Below are 16,641 nucleotides of genomic sequence, written 5' to 3'. Positions count from 1 at the left end.
GCCGGAATCGGGACCGGGCTCCCGGTTCCGGCCTTCATTCCCCCCATTTTCGATCTCCATTTCCCAATCCATTCCGGGGCTCGCCGACCCCGTCCCTTCTGGCGTATTATCTAGCCCTGTTTTTCTCCTCGAGTATGTGGCTGTTTATGCGTCGTTCCGCTATTGCCGGTGTGGGTGTTACCGGCTGGTTGCTTTGTCTGCTGGTGTGGTGGGGGCTGCCTGCTCAGGCTCAGGCTCAGGCTCAGGCTCAGGCTCAGGCTCAGGCTCAGGCTCAGGCTCAGGAATCGGACCCGAACCTGAACCCGGACAATGCCGCCCTGATGCTGATGCGGCAGCTGCCCGCGCTGCGCAAGGCCCTGGCACTGGGCCGCGAGCAGATGGAGGCCCATGTCGCCGCCATCGACGATGCGCCGGCCCAGGCCTGGCTGAAGGAGGAACTTGAGACCCGGGCCGGCCAGCAGCTGGAAAAGGAGGCGCTGTCCGAAGAAGAGCGTCAGCTCTGGCAGCAGGTACTGGAGCACGAACAGAGTGCGGTGGCCCGGCTCAAGGGCGCGCTGGAGCGGGTCGAACAGGTGCGCAGCTTCGATGAACGCCTGACCCAGGCCGAGCAGCAGCTGGACGAGTTCGGCCGCCTGCTCACCGGCGCCGGCGAGCGGGATATTCCGCTCACCCGGCTCGAAAGCGATATTGCCGAGCTCAATGTCAGACGAAACCGGCTGCTGAGCGAGCTGGAGCAGAAACAGCAGGCCCAGGCCCGGCTCGAAGAGCAGTCGCGCAGCCAGCAGCAGAGCCTGGAGGAGATCCGCCGCCAGCCGGAGGAAGAGAGGGCGGTACCGGCCGCGGCGGAACAACAGCCCGGCCTGGCCGAGGCGGTGGAGCAGCTGAAGCTGGCGGCCCTGCGGCAGCAGCAGGCCAGGCTGCTGGCCGCCGAGCTGGACGCCAGGACCATTCCGGCGCGGCTGGAATTGCTGCGCCTGGAAATCCAGGTCCTGGGCCTGGCGGAGCAGTTGCTCGGCCTGTACCTGCAGGTGCTGGAAGCCGACTTCAACCAGCGCTCTTCCGCCGAGCTGCGGGCGCTCAGCGTCGAACTGCACCGGCTGACCGAGCGCGAGCCGGAAGTCGCCAGCCGTTTCTCCTCCGAACTGGAGGCGCTGCGTGGCAATATCGACGGGGTGGCGGCGGCCAATGAACAGCTGCGGCTGTTGCAGGAGCGGCGGGACGACTACGGCCGGCGGGAAACCCGCCTGACCCAGACCCTGGACAGTATCCGCGAGCGGCTCGACATCGGCGGCCTGACCGAGGCCCTGGGTGTGCAGTTTCTGGATGAGAAACGCCGGCTCAACGAATACAAGGAGCCCCGCTTTTCCCTGCAGGAGCTGGAGCGGGAGCTGGCCCAGTCCCGGCTGCGCAGCATTTCCCTGCGCGACCAGCTCAGGGAGCTGGAGGCCCAGCCGCCCCTGCTGATCGAGGATCCGGCCCGGAGCGAACTGAACCGGCTCAAGGTCCAGATCCTGAGCCTGCAGCTGCAGGCGGAAGATCAGCTCGGCGAACAGCTGCGCCAGAACGAGGTGCGCTTGCGGGAAGTGAACCGGCTGGTGGCGGAGCTGGATCAGATCCTGGGGGAAAGCCTGCTGTGGTGGCCCAGCCACTCGCTGATCGATCTGGACTGGCTGAAGCAGCTGCCCGATGCCGTCCTGAGCCTGCTCACCCCGGCCAACTGGCGCTCGCTGCTGGCCGTGATGTGGCTGGTGGTGGCGGCCAACCCGTTGGGCACCGTGCTGGTGATGGCGCTGGCGGCCCTGCTGACGCATTGGGGGCGCAACAGCCGGGGGCAACTGGCGCAGATCGCGGAGCAATGCGCCCACCGCTATACCGACAACATCAACCTGACCTTCAAGGCCATCGGCTGGAGCCTGCTGCGGGTGCTGCCGGTGCCGGTGTTGCTGCTGGCCGCGTCCCTGCAGCCGACCGGGTTGTCCGAGTCGGAGCCGGCGGTGGAGGTGCTGGCGGTGACTCTGCGCAATATCGCCCTCTGGTGGCTCGCCGGGCACCTGTTCCTGTCCTTCACCCGCAAGGGGGGGCTGGGCCGGGTACATTTCGACTGGCATCCCCTGCTGATGTCCCGGCTGCGCACCGTGCTGTCCTGGTTCCTGCCGCTGCAGTTGCTGTTCATCCTGCTGCTGTCCCTGAGCTTCGTCCACCCGGACGAGGACGTCTACGACGTCTTCGGTCGCATCAGCCTGCTGCTGAGCACCCTGGTGAACGGTCTGGCCACCTGGCAACTGCTGGCGCCCCCGCCCAAGAAACAGACGGGGTTTATCAGCGAGCATCAGCGGCGCCTGCTGCGGCTCGGCATGAGCCTGTTGTTCGCGGTGATGGGCGTGCTGATCCTGAGCGGTTACCTGCTCACCGTGGCCGAGTTGCTGCCCCGCTTCATCGACAGCCTGGTGGTGCTGGCGCTGGTGTGGCTGGCCTACAGCCTGGCGGCCCGCGCCCTGATCCTGAGCGAGGTGCACCTGCTGATCCGCCGTCGGCGCGAGCAGAAGGCGCGGGAGGCGGAAGAGGACAAGAGCCCCGCCGAAGGCAGCGTCGATCTGCCCGATCCCCACCTCAGCCTGGAGCACATCAACCAGCAGACCCGTACCCTGCTGCGCACCGCCACCGCCACCGGCCTGGTGGTGGCGTTGCTCTGGGTGTGGGCCGACGTGCTGCCGGCCCTGACCTGGCTCGACGGGGTGACGCTCTGGTCGCGCACCATCACGGTGGGGGAAAGCGAGGTACTGAGCGTGGTCAGCCTGCAGGACTTCCTGCTGGCCATCTTCCTGGGTGGCGTCTACCTGCTGGCCGCACGCAACCTGCCCGGCCTGGTGGAGATACTGCTGGCCCGCAGCAGCCTGATGGATGCGGCCCACTGCTATACGGTGACCACCCTGCTGCGCTACACCCTGGCGGTGATGGCGGTGATCACCGTGTTTTCGCTGCTCGGCCTGCGCTGGAGCGAGCTGCAGTGGATGGTGGCGGCCCTGACCCTGGGCCTGGGCTTCGGCCTGCAGGAGGTGGTGGCCAACTTCGTATCGGGCATCATCATGCTGTTCGAACGGCCGGTACGGGTGGGGGACACCATCACCATCGGCGAGTTCAGCGGCACGGTGGCGCGCATCCGTACCCGGGCCACCACCATCATCGACTGGGACAACCGGGAAATCGTGGTGCCCAACAAGGCCTTCATCACCGAGCGGCTGATCAACTGGACCCTGTCGGACAACGTGACCCGCATCGTGATCAAGGTAGGGGTGAGCTATGACGCCGACGTGGACCAGGCCAAGGCGTTGCTGGAGCAGATCGCGGAGGCACACCCGCTGACCCTGGAGGAGCCGGCGCCCTCGGTGTTCTTCACCCTGTTCGGAGCCAGCACCCTGGATTTCGAGCTGCGTGCCTACGTGGACAAGATGAACGATCGCATGGTCACCACCAGCGAGCTGAACTTCGCCATCCTCAAGGCGTTCCGCAAGGCCGGTATCGAGATCGCCTTTCCGCAGATGGATCTGCACATCCGCCAGCTGCCGCGGGAAGCGCCCGCCGCCGGCCAGGACGCGGCGGAGTAAAGGCCGGGTCCGTGGCCGCCAACCGGTGAGCCGGAGCCCGGGGCGAACGGAAGCGACAGCGCGGGCAGGGGCAGCCACAGCACGGCGGCCGGTACCGGAAGCGCTTTATGGTGGTTTCCTCCGGGCGGGCGCATGGCTTTGAGCAGATGCGCCGGTGGCAGGCAAGCGGGCCATGATGACCTGATAGGTCGGGGGTTGACGTTGAATGAGTCCTTTTTGCTCAGGGCTTTGCCGTGGTGCCCGGTTCAGCTCGACTTCAATTTCCGACTGCTTTAATCTGCGGACTTTTGTTGTGCGCGGCCTGTTAATCTGGGCGCGGCTATCTAAACTCTTATGAGTCCCTCATGATAAGAGGTATCACCATGCTTCCGACAAAGTCGTTACTCGGGGACGGGCTGCGGCGTCCCCTTTACTTCCTGTGCCTGCTGCTCACCCTGTGCCATGGTACCCTGGCGGCGGCAGAGCCCCTGCCGGCGGCCCAGGACCCGGTGCTGCTCAGCCTGACTGGCAAGATAGGGGTGACCAATGCCGAGGGGCGGGCCGACTTCGACCTGGCCATGCTGGGACAACTTCCCCAGCACGAGTTCAATACCCAGACTCCCTGGACCGATGGATCGCATCATTACCGCGGGGTGCTGTTGAAGGATCTGCTGGCCAGGGTGGGGGCGGCCGACGGGGAAAAGATCAGGGCGTCGGCACTGAATCAGTATCATGTGGATATCGACTGGGCGACGGCCGCGCGCCTGCCGGTGCTGCTGGCCACCCACAAGGACGGGGAAGCGATGAAAATCCGCGACAAGGGCCCGGTGTGGGTACTGTTGCCCCTGTCGGACATGCCGGCCCTCGATACCAAGCAGCACCATGAGATGATGATTTGGCAACTCAGAACCCTGGACATTCGCTGACCGTGACCAAACTCAAGCTGCTGTCGCTTACCGCCGTGGCCCTGCTGTTCGGCCTCAGCTCGATCTACAGCTATCACCGGGATCTGGAGGTGGTACGCTATGTGTCGGCCACCATCAAGGCCATCGGCTGGGCCAGTTCCGAGCTGGAGACCGAGGTGCTGAAGTTCGACCATGCCCTGACCGAGCTTATGGCCGGCACCGACGACGAGGCGAACGTGCAGCTGCGCTTCGAAGTGTTGTGGAGCCGGATTGACGTGCTGCTGCAGGGGGAGGAGAGCCAGCCGCTGCGGGAGCAGCCCGGCATGCTGCCCCTGCTGCAGCGTTTACGGACTCAGCTGGCGTCGTGGGAAGATCGGGTTTACGGGCTGCACGCCGACGACCGGGCCGGCATTCTGGCGTTACAACAGGAATTCGCCGCCTACCGGACGCTGACCCGGGAAATCAATGTGGAAAGCTTCTCCGGGGCCAATGTCTGGCAGCAGCTCAACATCATTCAGGATATCCGCCTGCGCTCCATGCTCTACCTGGCCGGCCTGTTCATCAGCGGCGGCCTGATGCTGTGGCTGCTGGTGCGGGAAAACCGGCGCAACCGCCACCTGGCTTACCACGACATGCTGACCGGCCTGCCCAACCGCATGTACTTCTACCAGCTGATGGGCAGTGCCATTCTGGCCGCCCAGAAGGAGCGGCACCGGATAGCGGTGCATATGGTGGACTTGAACGAGTTCAAGGCGATCAACGACAGCCTGGGGCACGAGGTGGGCGATAGGCTGCTGCGGGTGGTGGCCGCACGCCTGCGCCAGACCATCGGCGATCAGGGCCAGGTGGCCCGGTTGGGCGGCGATGAATTCGTGGTGATCCAGCAACTGGCGGAAATGGCGGAGGCGGAGCAGATGGCGCAACGGCTGTGGCAGTCGCTGTCGCGGGAAATTCGGCTCAACGACGGTTGCCTGTCGCCTAAGGCCTGTATCGGCACCAGCCTGTACCCGGATCACGGCACCACCATGCCCGAGCTGCTGAGCCACGCGGACACCGCCATGTATTACGCCAAGAAACAGGACCAGGGGGCGATACAGCTGTTCGAGTCGGGCATGAACGAACAGCGGCTGCGTCAGCAGAAGCTGGCGGTGGCGCTGCAGGCGGCCATCGAAAAAGACGAGCTGGCGCTGCACTACCAGCCCATTTTCCGGCTGGACACCGGCCGCATCGAGTCCCTTGAGGCGCTGCTGCGCTGGCAGTCGCCGGAGTTCGGCCGGGTCAGCCCGCTGGAGCTGATCGCGGTGGCCGAACACCACGGCCTGGCGCGCGCGCTCAACGAGTGGGTGCTGTACCGGGCCTGCCGCCAGTTGCGCCAATGGCAACTGGCGGGCTTCGGCTGGCTCAAGATCAACGTCAACATCAGCCCCAGCATCTTTATGCGTGGTGAACTGGCGGAAACGGTAGGAAAGACGCTGCTGGTGACCGGGGTCGGCGCCGGCGCCCTGGTGCTCGAGATCACCGAGGACACCAGCCTGTGGGACACGGCCGGCTCCCTCGATACCTTGCACGAGCTGCGCCGGCTCGGGGTGGAAATTGCGCTGGATGACTTCGGCACCGGCTATTCCTCCTTCAGCCACCTGCGTCAGCTGCCGGTGAACAAGCTCAAGATCGACAAGTCTTTCGTCGCCGATCTGTCGACGGACAGCCGGGCGGTCAACCTGGTGAAGACCATCGTCTCCCTGGCCCAGAGCCTGGACATGGCGGTGACCGCCGAAGGCATAGAGCAACCCGAGCAACAGCGGCTGCTGCAGCAATTGGGCTGCCAGCTGGGGCAGGGCTATCTGCTTGCCAAACCCATGCCGGAGGAAGCGGTGACCGACTGGCTGCTCCGGGACGGCCAGCCCTATTCCCTGTCCGTTTGAATACGAGCAGGCCCTCCGCAGGGAGGGCGGCCCGCTCGCGCTCCAGCGGTAGAGTCCATTGCAATGGACCTTTCCACCAACAGCGCCGCGGTCAGTTGTAGGGTCCACTTCAGTGGACCTTTCCACCACCGGTGCCGTGGTCAGTTGTAGGGTCCACTTCAGTGGACCTTGTCACCAATGGCGCCGGATTGTGGTCGAATAAATTCGACTCTACGGCTCACCCCTCACCACAATACGACCTTGGTCGAAATGTGCGCAACTTCCCCTTTTGTTATTTTTGTCGACAACTTTTGTTTCATCTTGCTAATAACCTGCTATTTTTGAGTTATGTGAAACTGAAATGTCGACAACATCATGTCCGTACTCAGTGAAGATCTGACCCCCCGCTTGGTGGAAGCCGTGATCAGCGGCGAACTGACCCCCGGCACCAAGCTGTCCGAACCCGAGCTGGCCCGCCGTTACGCGGTGGGGCGGGGTTCGGTGCGCGAAGCCCTGCTGCGGCTGGAAGGACTGGGCCTGGTGGAGCGGCTGCCGCGCCAGGGCGCCCGGGTGGTGCAACTCACCGCCGAGGGGCTGACCGAGCTGTTCGCGGTGCGCGAGGCGCTCGAGGGCATGGCCTGCCGCCTGGCCGCCGCCGCCATTACCCGGGAAGAGGCCGAGACCCTCACCCGGCTGCTGGACGAGCACCAGAAATTTGTCGACAGCCAGGAGGTCTACCTGCGCCAGCAGGGGGAGGAGGACTTCCACTACCTGCTGTTCAAGGCCAGCCACAACCGGATGCTGGTCGGCCTGTTGTGCGATGAGCTGTACCAGCTGCTGCGCATGTACCGCCATCGTCTTTCTTACCGTCACTCCGACCCCCGGCTCGCCCTGCGGGAGCATCGCCAGATCCTGGACGCCGTGCTCCAGGGCGACGGCGAGCTGGCCGAGCTGTTGATGCGTCGCCACGTGGCCCGCAGTCGCAACCATTTGCTGGCCCAATTCCAGGAGGAAATGCAATGAAGCAGAGTTTGTTCGACGCCATGGCGTCATCCCGGCCGCTGGCCATCGTCGGCGCCGTCAACGCCTACAGCGCCATGCAGGCGGAGCAGGCCGGGCACCGGGCCCTGTACCTGTCGGGGGCCGGCGTGGCCAATGCCTCCTTCGGCCTGCCGGATCTGGGCATCACCAGCCTCAACGACGTGCTGGAGGACGCCCGGCGCATCACCGCCGCCAGCCCCCTGCCGCTGCTGGTGGACGTGGATACCGGCTTCGGCGGCGCCTTCAACATCACCCGTACCGTGAAGGAGATGGAGCGGGCCGGGGTGGCCGCCATCCATATCGAGGATCAGGTGGCGCAAAAGCGCTGCGGCCACCGGCCCAACAAGGCCATCGTGTCCCGGGCGGAGATGGTGGACAGGATCAAGGCGGCGGTGGACGCCCGCACCGACAGCCGTTTCGCCATCATGGCCCGCACCGACGCCCTGGCGGTGGAGGGCATGGACAGCGCCGTGGAGCGGGCCCTGGCCTGCGTGGAGGCGGGCGCCGACCTGATCTTCCCCGAGGCGATGGAGAGCCTGGATCAGTACCGCGCCTTCTGCGACGCCGTGGGCGTGCCGGTGCTGGCCAATATCACCGAGTTCGGCAAGACCCCCCTGTTCAGCCAGCAGGAGCTGGCCGGCGCCGGGGTGGCCATGGTGCTCTATCCGCTGTCGGCCTTCCGCGCCATGAGCCGGGCCGCCGAGACCGTTTACCGCCACATCCTGCAGGACGGTCACCAGCGCGAGGCGGTGGCACTGATGCAGCCCCGGGAAGAGCTGTACCGGACCCTGGGCTACCACGACTATGAAGCCAAACTGGATGCACTGTTCGCACAAGGAGGAAACCATGACTAACACCGAAGGACTGCGCGGCCAGAGCGCCGGCCAGACCGCCCTCTGTACCGTGGGCAAGACCGGCTCCGGCCTGACCTACCGGGGCTTCGATATCGAGGATCTGGCCGCCAAGGCCCAGTTCGAGGAAGTGGCCTTCCTGCTGCTCAAGGGCTACCTGCCCAACACCGGCGAGCTTTCCGCCTTCAAGGCCCTGCTGCGCGCCAACCGGGGCCTGCCGGCGGCGCTGCGCACCGTGCTCGAGCAGATCCCCGCCTCGGCCCACCCCATGGACGTGCTGCGAAGCGGCTGCTCCCTGCTCGGCAACCTGGAAACCGAACACAAATTCAGCGAGCAGCAGGAGGCGGCGGAGCGGTTGCTGGCGCTCTTGCCCTCGATGATCTGCTACTGGTACCGCTACGCCCACGACGGCGTGCGCATCGACACCGCCCTGGACGACGACAGCATCGGCGGCCACTTCCTGCACATGCTGCGCGGTAACACCCCACCGGAGCTGGACGTGAAGGTGATGCACTGCTCGCTGATTTTGTATGCGGAGCACGAGTTCAACGCATCCACCTTCGCCGCCCGGGTGTGCGCCTCCACCCTCACCGACCTGCACTCGGCGGTGACCGCCGCCATCGGCACCCTGCGCGGGCCCCTGCACGGCGGCGCCAACGAGGCGGCCATGGCGATGATCGAGCAGTGGAGCGGCCCGGACGAGGCCGAGCGCGAGCTGCTGGCCATGCTGGCGCGCAAGGACAAGGTGATGGGCTTCGGCCACGCCGTGTACAAGGAGAAGGATCCGCGCAACGCCATCATCAAACCCTGGGCCAAACAGCTGGGCCAGGCGGTGGGCGACCGGGTGCTCTACCCGATATCGGAGCGGGTGGAGGAGGTGATGTGGCGGGAGAAAAAGCTGTTCGCCAACGCCGACTTCTACCACGCCAGCGCCTATCACTTCATGGGCATTCCCACCAAGCTGTTCACCCCCATCTTCGTACTGAGCAGGGTCACCGGCTGGACCGCCCACATCATGGAGCAGCGCGCCCATAACCGCATCATCCGTCCCAGCGCCGACTACGTGGGCCCGGGTCACCAGCAGTGGGTGCCGATAGCACAGCGCTGAACGGAAGCTGGAAGCTTGAGGCTGGACGTGAAGTGTCATCCCCGCGAAGGCGGGGATCCAGGGACTTGCAAGTCACTTCCTGGCTCCGGTGCAACGCTGAGCGGAAGCCTCAAGCCGACCGTAGGGTCGACTTCAGTCGACCACCCCATTCACAGAGCAACGATGTCGACCAAGAGACAAGGAACACCAAGATGAGCGCCAATTTCGACCTGAACCAAAGACCCGATCCCGATCAGCTGCTGGTCACCATCGCCGACTATGTGGCCAACACCGAGATCGACTCCGCCGAGGCCTACAACACCGCCCGCAACTGCCTGATCGACACCCTGGGCTGCGGCCTGCTGGCGCTGCGCTTTCCCGAGTGCACCAAGCACCTGGGGCCGCTCGTACCCGGCACCACGGTGCGGCACGGCGCCCGGGTGCCCGGCACTTCCCACGAGCTGGATCCGGTGACCGCCGCCTTCAACATCGGCTGCCTCATCCGCTGGCTCGACTTCAACGACACCTGGCTCGCCGCCGAATGGGGCCATCCCTCCGACAACCTGGGCGGCATCCTGGCCACCGCCGACTACCTGAGCCGGGTGGCGGTATCCCAGGGCAAGGCGCCGTTCACCATGAAGGACGTGCTCACCGCCATGATCAAGGCCCACGAGATCCAGGGCGTGCTGGCGCTGGAAAACAGCTTCAACCGGGTGGGGCTGGATCACGTGCTGCTGGTGCGGGTGGCCTCCACCGCCGTGGTCACCAAAATGCTCGGCGGCAGCCGGGAGCAGATCATCGATGCCCTGTCCCAGGCCTGGGTCGACGGCTGCTCGCTGCGCACCTACCGCCATGCCCCCAACGCCGGCTCGCGCAAGTCCTGGGCGGCGGGGGACGCCACCGCCCGGGCGGTACGGCTGGCCATGATCACCATGAAGGGGGAGATGGGGCTGCCCTCGGTACTGACCGCACCCAAATGGGGCTATTACGACGTGCTGTTCAAGGGCGAAAGCTTCAAGGTCAACCAGCCCTTCGCCAGCTACGTGATGGAAAACGTGCTGTTCAAGATCAGCTTTCCCGCCGAGTTCCATGCCCAGACCGCGGTGGAGTGCGCGGTGCGCCTGCACGACCAGGTGAAGGACCGCATCGGTGACATCGACCGCATCGTGGTGACCACCCACGAGTCCGCCATCCGCATCATCTCCAAGGTGGGGGATCTGGCCAACCCGGCGGACCGGGATCACTGCCTGCAGTACATGATTGCCGTGCCCCTGCTGTACGGCGACCTGGTGGCCGAGCACTACGAGGACGACTTCCACCGGGGCGACAGTCGCATCGACGCCCTGCGCGACAAGATGGAGATAGTGGAGGAGCCGCGCTACAGCGCCGAGTACCTGGAGGCCGACAAGCGCGCCATCGCCAACGCCATCCAGGTGTTCTTCAAGGACGGCACCAGCACCGACAAGGTGGAGGTGGAATACCCCATCGGCCATCGCCGCCGCCGGGCCGAGGGCATCCCGGTGCTGGAGCACAAGTTCCTGCGCAACCTGCAGACCCGCTTCCCCCAGGGCCGCTGCCGGCAGATAGTGGATCTCTGCCTGGATCAGCAACGGCTGGAGGCCACCCCGGTGCAGGAGTTTATGGAGCTGTTTGTGATCAACTAAAAGGGGCGGTCGGCCGAAATCGACCTTACGGCTCCCTGTGCATTCACCCGTCATCCCCGCGCATTCCCTTGTCATCCCCGCGAAGGCGGGGATCCAGGGCCGGGTGCACACAGGCGGATAACGACGGCTGATCTGCAGGGATAAAACGACGGCTGATCTGCAGGGATAAAACGACGGCTGATCTGCAGGGATAAATGGACTCCCGCCTGCGCGAGTGACGGAGGCGCGGGAGTGACGCACAGGCCCCGGCCTGCATGCGAAAGAATCCACCGCCGGCCCAGGGGAGGGGCCGGCGCCACCTTGCTTACAGGAGGACATCGATGTCTACCTACCGGCACTACCACGACGCGGCGCGACAGCAACCGGAACGGTTCTGGCGCGAGCAGGCGGAAACGCTCGACTGGTTCCGCTTTCCCCAGACCATACTGGCCAAGGACGGCAACGGCATCGACCGCTGGTTCGTCGACGGCGAACTCAATCTCTGCCATATGGCGCTCGATCATCATATCGAGGCCGGGCGCGGCGGCGACACCGCCCTCATCTACGACTCGCCGGTCACCGGCCAGAAGGCCCGCTACAGCTACCTTTCCCTGCGCAACGAGGTGGCCAAGGTCGCCGGCATGCTGGCCGGGCTGGGGGTGGGCAAGGGCGATCGGGTGGTCATCTACATGCCGATGATCCCCGAGGCCGCCATGGCCATGCTGGCCTGCGCCCGGCTGGGGGCGGTGCACTCGGTGGTGTTCGGCGGCTTCGCCGCCCACGAGCTGGCGGTACGCATCGAGGACGCCGAGCCCAGGGTGTTGCTCACCGCCTCCTGCGGCATCGAGGTGAACAAGGTTATCCCCTACAAGCCGATGGTCGACAAGGCGGTGATGGACAGCCGCTGGAAACCGGAGCAGGTGGTGGTGCTGCAACGGCCCCAATGCGAGGCGGTGCTTGCCGAAGAGCGGGATCGGGACTGGCAGGCCCTGCTCGCCCGGGCCGAGCCGCACCCTTGCGTGCCCGTGCCGGCCACGGATCCGCTTTATATCCTCTACACCTCGGGCACCACCGGCAAGCCCAAGGGGGTGGTGCGCGACACCGGCGGCTACGCCGTGGCGCTTCACTTCAGTATGGCGGCGGTGTTCGATCTCAGGCCGGGCGAGGTGATGTTCACCGCCTCGGACGTGGGCTGGGTGGTGGGCCATTCCTATATCGTCTATGGCCCCTTGCTCAGGGGTTGCACCAGCATTCTCTACGAGGGCAAGCCGGTGAAAACCCCGGACCCGGGCGCCTTCTGGCGGCTGTGCGACGAATACGGGGTGAGTGTGCTGTTCTCGGCGCCCACCGCCTTTCGTGCCATCAAGAAGGAAGATCCCGCCGGCGAGGGTGTGCGGCGTTACCCCATGGCAAGGCTGCGCCATATCTACATGGCCGGGGAGCGGCTGGATCCGCCCACCCTGGAGTGGGTGATGGCGCATACCGGCCGGCCGGTGACCGACAACTGGTGGCAGACCGAAACCGGCTGGCCCATCGCCGCCAACCCCATCGGCCTGGAGCCCCATGCCATCAAGCCGGGCTCCGCCACCCTGCCGGTGCCGGGCTTCAATGTCGAGGTGCTGGACGAGGCGGGCCAGCCGGTGCCGGCCAACACCCAGGGACTGATCGCCCTGCGCGAACCCCTGCCGCCTGGTTGCCTCACCACCATCTGGCGCAACCACGACCGCTACCGTGCGGGCTATCTCAGCACCTTTCCCGGCTACTATGTGTCCGGCGACGGCGGCTACCTGGATGAAGACGGCTACCTGTTCGTGATGGGGCGGATGGATGACGTTATCAACGTGGCCGGCCACCGGCTGTCCACCGGCGAGATGGAGGAGGTGCTGGCCGGCCACCCGGCGGTGGCGGAGTGCGCCGTGGTGGGGGTGCAGGACGAACTCAAGGGCCAGCAGCCCCTGGGGCTGGTGGTGCTCAAGGACGGGGTGAATACTCCGCCCGGGCAAATCGTCGAAGAGCTGATCGCCCTGGTGCGTGAGCGCATCGGTCCGCTGGCCTGCTTCAAGGCCGCCCTGGTGGTCGGCCGCCTGCCCAAGACCCGCTCCGGCAAGATACTGCGCCGGATCATCCGCCAGATGGCCGACGGCGAAGACTATACGGTGCCTTCCACCATAGAGGATCCCGCCAGCCTGGAGGAGATTGCCCGGGTATTGCAGTCCCGCCGCTAAACAACTGTTCCGACTTGCCCGCCGCGAGTATCACGACTTACGGTGTGTCTGCGTGCGGGACCCGGTCGATGTAGCACTATTAGGAGCGGTTAGTTAGCCTATTCGTTACCGCATTCCCACTCCCGGCGTGGGAATGCCAACCGTGCCCGCCCATTCCCCGCCATCCAAACAGCCCTCCAATACCCGCCGTGTCTTCAGACACCTTCAGCCGGAGAGAGCCATCCACTTACCTATGCACGCTCAACCTCGGCGGATTGGCTTTCGGCTGGTTAAACAGATCAAACAGTGTATTCACCTCACCAACATGGGCCTGATCCGGACTCATGCCCAGCTGCAGCCTGACGATCCGGCTTTTTCCCTTCGTCAGATCAACAGGTACCAAATCACCACACTCCATTTTCTCGGCAATACTGTGCATCGGTAACCAGCCGAACCCCAGCCCCTGCTCGACGGACGCCAACGCCGCCGTCAGGCTGCTGACCGTCAGCCGCTGGTGTGATCCCAGCCAGCCGCTATCAAGGTTCTGGTTACCAGAATCACGGATCACCACCTGGCGGTAACGTTTCAGTTCCGGTTGAAACACCCGTGTTTCGGTTGCCAGCGGAAATGAAGGGGCGCACACGCAAAGCAGTTCGATCTCGGCCAAGGGTTCCAGTACGGTTTCTTTGGGGAGGCGGCTGGCAATCGCCAGCGACACGCTGCCAGACTCCATCAACTGTTCGGCCCCGGACAGCGAGGTTTCGAATACCCGGATAGAAACCGTTGGATAAACCTGATAAAAGCGTTCAAAAACGTCCCGGATAAAGTCAAAAGGAAGCAGTACATCCACGGCCACATTGATTTCTGTCATCAGCTTCCCCTGGTATTTCGAGGCCAGCGCTTCAATCTGGGTGGCGTTATTATGTAAACTTTGTGCCCGAGGCAGCAGGCTGTGACCAAGGTCCGTCAAGGTGGACCTTCGGCCTTCGACAATAAACAATGAATGCCCCAGCAACGATTCCATTTTCTTGATGCTGTGGCAGAGGGCGGACTGGCTTTTATTTAATTTTTGAGCCGCCTTCATCGCGCTGCCTTGCTCTGCAATCGCAATAAAAGCCCGCCACATTTCTAAGGTTACGCGCGCCGACATGGGGGATGTTCCTTTAACCAATCAAATCTAAACATGTTTTTCATTTGCGGAATATTTATTTAAATAGCCGTTCCGAATGGTAGATCACTGTCGGCAACGACCGGGTTCCGTTAAGCAGACCCTCCGCGCCAGGGATGGGTTCACGGCGTGTCTGCGTGCGGGGCCCGGTCGATGTAGCACTATTAGGATCAGTTATTTAAAGCCAAGCCATAGTGCAACGTAATGGTTGTCAACACAATGAATAAAAATCAAATTGTGAATTAGAATCCTGCCACCACGGCATCCGACGCCGTCCACCCATAGAAAGAAAGGCATCATGGAAGGGAAAAAGCGTGAGTAGCCGGTATCACCCTGACCAGGGTGGTACCCGCAGGACGGGAGCACAGTCTAAAAGCGAGGTCGATGGCCGATAACCTGCGGGAGGAAAAGCCGGCAGAGTCGGCGTAGTTCGCGGCGCTGATGAGCAAGCTCAATACCGCCACGATGCCGGTGATCACTGGGATCCGGAGGGAGGAATACGGCGGCGCCTGGGGCCGGCAGCCTGCAGCGACATTGTGATGGCGTCCGGGAATGGCCTCCTTCCGTCGCCGGGGAAGGTCAAGAAGGGCTGGCCGCCTTTTTTGACAGGCGGCCGCCATCCTGGATCGGTCAGGGTTACCGGCTGATTTTCTTGGCCAGCCTGGCCACATGCTGGCCTTGGAATTGTGCCATTGACAGCTCCTTGGACGAAGGCTGACGTGAGCCGTCGCCGCCTGCGATGCACGCCGCCCCCAGCGGAGAGCCGCCTTTTACTTCCGACAGGTCGGTCAGTCCGGGTGCAGAGTAAGGCAAGCCAACCACCACCATGCCATGGTGAAACAGCGTCGTATGGAATGACTGCAGGGTGGTTTCATTGCCGCCGCCGGTGCCCGTTGAGGTAAACACGCTGCCGACTTTACCGATCAGCTTCTGCTCAAACCACAGCCCACCGGTTTGGTCGAGGAAGTTGCGCATCTGGGCGGCCATGTTACCGAAGCGGGTCGGTGTACCAAAAATAATGGCATCGTAGTTCGCCAGCTCATTGGGCTCGGCAATGGGTGCCTGCTGATCCAGTTGAACACCGGATTGCCTGGCAATCTCTTCCGGCACCAACTCGGGTACGCGCTTAATATCGACCTGCACATCACCGACGCTCCTTGCCCCTTCCGCCACCGCGTGCGCCATTGTTTCAACATGGCCGTAGCTTGAATAATATAGAACCAGTACTTTTGTCGTCATTGTGCCATCTCACCTTAATATAATTAAATAACTGATCCAAATAGTGCTACATCGACCGGATTCCGCACGCAGACACGCCGTGAACCCGTCCCTGGAGGCTCCGCCGCGCCATCCCTGGCGCGGAGGGTCTGCTTAGCGGAACCCGGTCATTGCCGACAGTGATCTACCATTCGGAACAGCTATTTAAAAGCTTGCAATGCTTTTCGTGTTTTATCTGGGCTGCTTTTCAGTCTTATTGCAAAAACAGTCGCTCAATTTGTTCGTTGGTCAAGGTGTCAGACACCACATGCTCACCGTTGATAATCAGGCTTGGAATGCTGCGCAGGTCAAAGTCTCTGGCTCGCTTGAGGTCGGTTTCTACCGCCTGGCGGACTTCATCGCTGTCCAGGGCTTTGGCAAAGGCTTCAGTATCCAGGCCGATATTGCCCGCTGCGGCGATGATGACCTCACGATCGCCAATGTTATCGTTCACTTTCAGGTGCAGGCGCTGGATTTCATCGAAGTAATCCCAGTGAGTGTCTGAATTTCCCAGCAACTCTGCCGCTTTGGCGCCCAGCGCCGCCAAATAGCCGCTCGGGTAGGAGAATGGCCGAGCACGCATGCCTTCAATATTAAAGCGAGTGGGGTCATCCGCCTTTTGCTGGCAGGCGACCCAGTGCTTCAGGATTTCCGATTTGGCGGCAGCCAGAGAACCAAAGCGCTGAACCATTTCTTTATCATTGCGTTGCAGTACAAAGCAGCGCTGTTTCACTTCGACATCGGCCCGTTCAACCAGCTTGCGTAACCTCGGGCTCAGGACATAACACCAACCACAGACCGCATCGTGAAAAAATTCAATTGTTACTTTAGACATGGCTTTCGTTTCCTTTGGGTTGTCTTGCTGACTGTTTTTTAAAGCCCGGCCAGGCGTTGCTCGCTGTTCGTTAAGCTCGGAACCGATATTAGGAGTGTCGGCCTGATAAAAAAATTGAAAAGAGTGGCACATTGATATCGAATTAATTCAAACTATTTTATAAGT

11 protein-coding genes are annotated in these 16,641 nt (G+C 63.3%); 8 read left to right on the top strand and 3 right to left on the bottom strand.

The features are described from left to right. Window positions 1-146 precede the first annotated feature (146 nt). From ACT7DK_RS13005 to ACT7DK_RS12970, 8 genes are all read left to right on the top strand, one after another. Entirely contained in the window at window positions 147-3,605 is a 3,459-nt protein-coding gene (locus tag ACT7DK_RS13005; protein WP_445399801.1) for a mechanosensitive ion channel domain-containing protein, read from the top strand. Window positions 3,606-3,967: 362 nt separating this feature from the next. Continuing rightward, window positions 3,968-4,510, top strand: a complete 543-nt coding sequence (locus ACT7DK_RS13000) for a molybdopterin-dependent oxidoreductase (protein WP_445399799.1) — start codon at window positions 3,968-3,970, stop codon at window positions 4,508-4,510. Between the two features lie 2 nt (window positions 4,511-4,512). Beyond that, window positions 4,513-6,411, top strand: coding sequence for a putative bifunctional diguanylate cyclase/phosphodiesterase (locus ACT7DK_RS12995; protein WP_445399797.1), 1,899 nt, complete (start codon window positions 4,513-4,515; stop codon window positions 6,409-6,411). A gap of 354 nt (window positions 6,412-6,765) precedes the next feature. After that, complete coding sequence (locus ACT7DK_RS12990) at window positions 6,766-7,413, top strand: GntR family transcriptional regulator (protein WP_445399795.1); 648 nt, start codon at window positions 6,766-6,768, stop codon at window positions 7,411-7,413. Continuing rightward, window positions 7,410-8,285 (top strand): methylisocitrate lyase, encoded by an 876-nt coding sequence (prpB, locus tag ACT7DK_RS12985; protein ID WP_445399793.1) that lies wholly within the window; start codon window positions 7,410-7,412, stop codon window positions 8,283-8,285. Before ACT7DK_RS12990 ends, prpB begins: the two co-directional genes overlap by 4 nt. Further along, the gene (prpC, locus tag ACT7DK_RS12980; RefSeq protein WP_445399791.1) at window positions 8,278-9,390 is read left to right on the top strand and encodes a bifunctional 2-methylcitrate synthase/citrate synthase; all 1,113 of its coding nucleotides are present in this window, start codon (window positions 8,278-8,280) and stop codon (window positions 9,388-9,390) included. The genes prpB and prpC overlap by 8 nt, the downstream gene beginning before the upstream one ends. Before the next feature lie 191 nt (window positions 9,391-9,581). Then, window positions 9,582-11,033: a bifunctional 2-methylcitrate dehydratase/aconitate hydratase gene (locus ACT7DK_RS12975; protein WP_445399789.1), complete on the top strand. Its 1,452-nt coding sequence runs from the start codon at window positions 9,582-9,584 to the stop codon at window positions 11,031-11,033. 320 nt (window positions 11,034-11,353) lie between these two features. Continuing rightward, window positions 11,354-13,237 carry a propionyl-CoA synthetase gene (locus ACT7DK_RS12970; RefSeq protein WP_445399787.1) on the top strand — a complete coding sequence of 628 codons (1,884 nt, stop codon included), beginning with the start codon at window positions 11,354-11,356 and terminating at the stop codon, window positions 13,235-13,237. 226 nt (window positions 13,238-13,463) lie between these two features. Here ACT7DK_RS12970 and ACT7DK_RS12965 read toward each other — a convergent pair whose 3' ends face one another. From ACT7DK_RS12965 to ACT7DK_RS12955, 3 genes are all read right to left on the bottom strand, one after another. Further along, a complete protein-coding gene (locus ACT7DK_RS12965) occupies window positions 13,464-14,366 on the bottom strand; it encodes a LysR family transcriptional regulator (RefSeq protein ID WP_445399785.1) in 903 nt (300 codons plus the stop codon). A 654-nt stretch (window positions 14,367-15,020) separates the two neighbouring features. Next, entirely contained in the window at window positions 15,021-15,623 is a 603-nt protein-coding gene (gene wrbA / locus ACT7DK_RS12960) for an NAD(P)H:quinone oxidoreductase (RefSeq protein WP_445399783.1), read from the bottom strand. Between the two features lie 232 nt (window positions 15,624-15,855). After that, entirely contained in the window at window positions 15,856-16,476 is a 621-nt protein-coding gene (locus ACT7DK_RS12955) for a DsbA family oxidoreductase (protein ID WP_445399781.1), read from the bottom strand. Window positions 16,477-16,641 lie beyond the last annotated feature (165 nt).

It is taken from the genome of Zobellella sp. An-6 (assembly GCF_052487945.1).
Note: the sequence above shows the minus strand (reverse complement) of the source record. Positions and strands in the feature narration are given on the sequence as shown.